This is a genomic window from Myxococcus sp. AB025B, assembly GCF_006518215.1.
Lineage (GTDB): Bacteria > Myxococcota > Myxococcia > Myxococcales > Myxococcaceae > Myxococcus > Myxococcus fulvus.
This window is the reverse complement of record NZ_SRLW01000496.1, coordinates 1-4195: the sequence shown is the minus strand read 5'-3', so window position 1 is coordinate 4195 and position 4195 is coordinate 1. Positions and strand designations below refer to the sequence as shown.

The window sequence follows — 4195 nt, the reverse complement described above, 5'->3', positions numbered from 1 at the left end:
GTGATCCACGACGAGTCCGGACGCGACGTGCGCCGGCCGGGCGGGTTCGACCACTTCCGACAAGCCTCCCGGGTGGATTGACCCTGCCCGACAGCAAGGCTAAACCCAGGGCGCTTCCGCCCCTCCCCCGAAAGCATCCCGTGCGCCGTCCCCTACGTGACGACACTGCCCCCGGATTGACGCCTCGCCGCGAGCCCCTGCAGCGCCTGGTGCGCGCCGCGGTGGACGGGCGTCGTACGACCAAGGTGGTCTCCCTCCAGTCCAGCATCACCAAGGGTTACGTGGTGCTGGGGCTGGCGCTCACCATCTGGATGGTGGTCTCGGAGCCGCTGGCGCAAGGGCTGGTCGAGATGCTGGGCCTGGACCAGGTGGCCGAGTGGAAGGTGGCCATCCGGATGCTCGGGGCCATTGGAATCACCGGCCTTGCCGCCTTCGCGCTGCCGTCGCTGCTGGCGCGCGTCACGCGCGTGAAGGTGCTGAGCAACTCCGCGTACGAGATTTCGCAGGGTGACCTGTCCAAGCCCGTGGCCGCCGAGGGCGGCAGCACGCGCGACGAAATCGACGAGCTGACGGGCGCCATCATCCGCATGCAGGAGAACCTGCGCGAGCTGGTGGGCAAGATTCAAGAGACGGCCAAGAGCGTGGCCGACACGGCCATCGACCTGCAGCGCTCGGCGGAGAACGTCAACGGCTCCACGGAGGAAGTGGGCTCGTCGATGAACATCATCGCGGGCGGCGCGGAGACGCAGTCGCAGCTGGTGTCCAAGGCCTCCAAGGTCATCACGGAGATGGCCAGCAGCATCCAGCGCACGACGGGCAGCGCGGAGGACGCGGCGCGCACGACGGCGGAGACGAGCAGCGCGGCGGAGGATGGCTCCAAGGCGGCGCGGCTGGCCGGCGACAAGGTGAAGAAGGTCTTCAACCGCATCGAGTCCGCCAGCCAGCAGGTGTTCGCCTTCGGCGAGAAGACGCAGGAGATCTCGAAGATCGTCGACGCCATCACCCAGGTGGCGCAGCAGACGAACCTCTTGGCGCTCAACGCGACGATTGAGGCGGCGCGCGCGGGTGAGTACGGCCGGGGCTTCGCGGTGGTGGCCGACGAGGTGCGCAAGCTGGCGGAGAGCGCGGGCCGTTCCGCCGAGCAGATCTCCAAGCTGGCGCGGGACATCTCCGGTCAGTCGACGTCCGTGGTGAGCGCCATGAAGGAGGGCATCGCGGAGCTGGCGGAGGGCCGCGAGGACCTCACCAACATCGTGCGCTCCATGGGCGCCATCACCGACACCATCCGCAAGGGCTCCGAGAAGGTGCACCTCATCTCCGAGAGCACCCGCGAGCAGCACAAGGGCAGCGAGGAGATGGTGAAGGCCATCGAGGAGATCAAGCTGGTGGCGCGCAACAACGCCGCCTCCACCGAGGCCATCCAGTCCGTCATCCAGGAGCAGACGGCCGCCGTGTCGCGGATGACGTCGCTGGCGAGCGAGCTGACCAACCTCTCCGTCGAGCTGCAGAGCGTGGTGCGCAGCTTCCGTCTGGGTCCATGAGCCAGGGCGCCACCGTCGTGTTGGGCGCCGCGGAGGCGCGGCTGCGCGAGGTGATGCTCGCCCTGCCGGACGTCACCGAGGAGTTCCCCTGGGGACACCGCACCGCGAAGGTGCGCGGGAAGATGTTCGCCATCCTCGTGCTCGACGAGGAAGGGCTGCGTGTCACGACCAAGCTGCCCACGTCCAACGAGGCGGCGCTGATGCTCCCGTTCGCCGAGCCCACGGGCTATGGCCTGGGCAAGAGCGGCTGGGTGACGGCGCGCTTCTCCCCCGGACAGGAGGTCCCGGTGGAGCTGATGGCCCTGTGGATCCAGGAGAGCTTCCGCGCCGTGGCGCCCAAGTCCCTGGGTGACGGTGCGTCCGTGGTGAAGAAGTCCGCCGCGAGCAAGACGAAGGCGGTGGGCGCGGAGTCGACGGCGTCGGGCGAGAAGTCGTCGGGCACGAAGGTGAAGCCCGCCGCCGCGAAGCCGAAGACGGCGAGCGTGAAGGTGACGGCGACGGACGCGAAGCTGAAGCCCGCCGCCGCGAAGCCGAAGACGGTGAGCGCGAAGTCGAAGTCGACGGGCGCGAAGGTGAAGCCAGCCGCCACGAAGCCGAAGACGGTGAGCGCAAAGGCGAAGTCGTCGGACGCGAAGCTGAAGCCAGCCGCCATGAAGCCGAAGACCGCGAGCGCGAAGGTGAAGTCGTCGGGCGCGAAGCTGAAGCCATCCGCCACGAAGCCGAAGACGGTGAGCGCGAACGTGAAGTCGACGGGCGTGGAGGCGAAGGCCGTGGGGGTGAAGGCGGCACCCGCAGGCGCGAAGACCTCGGGCGCGCAGGTGAAGCGTCCTGGCAAGAAGGTGGCTGCGGCGGCAGGCAAACCGTCCGCGAGGAAAGTGGCGCCCGGGGTGAAGCGGCCCCGCACGGCGCGACGCGCCACGGCGTCCCGCTCAATGCAAAGCTGATACAACACGACCTCTGTGCGGCACGTCATCTTCCGGGTGGAGAAGGAGCGCTACGGACTGCCCTTGTCGGCGGTGCGGGAGGTCGTCGTGCCTCCGGAGCGCTTCACCCGGGTGCCGCGCGCACCGGCTGCGATTACCGGGGTGATGAACCTGCGGGGCCGGGTGGTGACGGTGGTGGAGCTGCGCCAGCTGTTGGGGCTCCCGGATGGGGCCTCGCCGCCGTCCCGCGTGGTTCTTCTGGACCGCGGCCGGAGGGATCTGGGACTGTTGGTGACGGATGTGGATGGAATCGAGGCGGTCGAGCGGGTGAGCACGGCGCCGGGGAAGTCGACACCGGCCATCCGTGGCGTCGCCCGGCTGGGTGGGCTGGGAGTGACCGTGCTGGACCCGGAGGGACTGGACGCCGCGGTGGTTGCCTTGTTCACCCATTCCAAGTGAGTAGCCCCCTGGAAAGCGCGGGTGTTAGTGTGCGCGCTCCTCTAGGCTAGGCGATTCGGAGGCGGAGTTCTTCACATGGCTAAGCGGGTCCTGGTCGTCGACGATGCCATCTTCATGCGCAACATGATCAAGGACATCTTCGCGTCTGGAGGGTTCGAGGTCGTCGGCGAAGCGGCCAATGGCCTGGAGGCCGTGGAGAAGTACAAGGAGCTCAAGCCCGACCTCACGACGATGGACATCGTCATGCCGTTCAAGAGCGGCATCGAGGCGACGCGGGAGATCATCAAGCACGACAGCAGCGCGGTGGTCATCATGTGCTCCGCGCTCGGTCAGGAGAGCCTGGTGATGGAGGCCATCGAGGCGGGCGCCTCGGACTTCATCGTCAAGCCGTTCCGCGCCGAGGACGTGCTGGGTGTGGTGAAGAAGGTCCTGGGAGTGGGAGGGGCGTGAGCGACGTCGCCCGCGGGCGGTCACTCGGCGCTTTCTGAACGAGGTCGGGCATGACGATGGACATGTCCCGTTACCTGGGCCTCTTCATCTCGGAGGCCACCGAGCACCTCGAGGCGCTCGGCAGGGACCTGGTACAGCTGGAGCGCGAGGGGTCCTCGAGCGCGGTGGACTCGATGTTCCGCCACGCCCACTCCGTGAAGGGCATGGCGTCGTCGATGGGCTTCGAGCCCATCGCGATTCTGGCGCACCGGGTGGAGGACCTGGTGGACGCCGTGCGGCAGGACCGCAGCCGGCTGGACCGGGACCTGGTGGACCTGCTGTTGAGTGCCTCGGACACGCTGCTGGCGCAGGTGCGCGCCGTGGCCGAGGGACATCCTCCGGACGAGGCCGCCCCGCTCCTGGCGCAGCTCGCCGCCCGCGTCACCACGATGACGGGCCACGCCCCCATCGCCACGCGCGTCGCGAAGGTGACCGTGCTCAAGCCGGAGGGCTCCGACGGTGGGGAGTCCTCGGGTGGCTCCGGTGGTGGCACGGGCACGGCGGGTGGTGGCTCGGGCGCGAGTGGTTCGGGCTCGGCGGGTGGTGGTTCTGGCGCGAGTGGTTCGGGCTCGGCGGGTGGTGGTTCCGGGACGGGTGGTTCGGGCACGACTGGCGGCTCGGGCGCGACGGGTGGTGGCTCCGGCGCGAGTGGTTCGGGCGCGGGCTCGACGGGTGGCTCCGGCGCAGGCGGTGGTGGCTCCTCCGGCGCGGGCTCGACGGGTGGTTCGGGTGCGACGGGTGGTGGTTCCTCCGGCGCGGGCTCGACGGATGGTGGTGCTGGCG

General features: G+C 69.2%; 5 protein-coding genes. All 5 read left to right on the top strand.

All coding sequences use genetic code 11. The annotated features are described in order from the left end of the window. The first annotated feature begins 140 nt into the window (after positions 1-140). On the top strand, positions 141-1541 hold the full coding sequence (locus tag FL311_RS41550) for a methyl-accepting chemotaxis protein (RefSeq protein ID WP_141333147.1): 1401 nt from the start codon (positions 141-143) through the stop codon (positions 1539-1541). Beyond that, positions 1538-2485, top strand: a complete 948-nt coding sequence (locus FL311_RS41545; protein WP_141333146.1) for an MmcQ/YjbR family DNA-binding protein — start codon at positions 1538-1540, stop codon at positions 2483-2485. Before FL311_RS41550 ends, FL311_RS41545 begins: the two co-directional genes overlap by 4 nt. A gap of 15 nt (positions 2486-2500) precedes the next feature. Beyond that, positions 2501-2923: a chemotaxis protein CheW gene (locus FL311_RS41540; RefSeq protein ID WP_046716504.1), complete on the top strand. Its 423-nt coding sequence runs from the start codon at positions 2501-2503 to the stop codon at positions 2921-2923. A gap of 75 nt (positions 2924-2998) precedes the next feature. After that, positions 2999-3373, top strand: a complete 375-nt coding sequence (locus FL311_RS41535) for a response regulator (RefSeq protein ID WP_046716503.1) — start codon at positions 2999-3001, stop codon at positions 3371-3373. A 50-nt stretch (positions 3374-3423) separates the two neighbouring features. Next, positions 3424-4195: Hpt domain-containing protein (locus tag FL311_RS41530; protein WP_194869604.1), on the top strand; the 772-nt coding region annotated here is incomplete at its 3' end.

What these genes read in the sequence shown, in the direction of transcription:
- FL311_RS41545 (WP_141333146.1), top strand. Translation starts at nt 1,538, where the DNA reads ATGAGCCAGGGCGCCACCGTCGTGTTGGGCGCCGCGGAGGCGCGGCTG.
- FL311_RS41535 (WP_046716503.1), top strand. Translation starts at nt 2,999, where the DNA reads ATGGCTAAGCGGGTCCTGGTCGTCGACGATGCCATCTTCATGCGCAAC.